At 50.0% G+C, this 270-nt stretch carries 1 rRNA gene; it reads right to left on the bottom strand.

Annotated elements, in window-relative coordinates:
- Nucleotides 1-84 (bottom strand): 5S ribosomal RNA (rrf, locus tag M3212_RS21860); the annotation flags it as partial.
- Between the last annotated feature and the right edge of the window lie 186 nt (nucleotides 85-270).

Below are 270 nucleotides of genomic sequence, written 5' to 3'. Positions count from 1 at the left end.
CCTCCAACTACCATCGGCGCTGAAGAGCTTAACGACCGTGTTCGGCATGGGAACGGGTGTGACCTCTTCGCTATCGCCACCGGACATTTGATCGACAGATTACCTCGTTAGGCTCTCTTTGATCAATCTAGCCCACGTCCCAAAAAGACAGGGGACTTGGGCTTGATTCCTTCAAAACTAGATCATGATTGTACAAGTATCAAGAATTGCTTGGATAAGTCCTCGACCGATTAGTATCTGTCAGCTCCACGTGTCGCCACGCTTCCACAC

This window comes from Halalkalibacter oceani (assembly GCF_023715705.1).
In the GTDB taxonomy this organism is placed as follows: Bacteria; Bacillota; Bacilli; order Bacillales; family Bacillaceae_D; genus Halalkalibacter; species Halalkalibacter oceani_A.
Note: the sequence above shows the minus strand (reverse complement) of the source record. Positions and strands in the feature narration are given on the sequence as shown.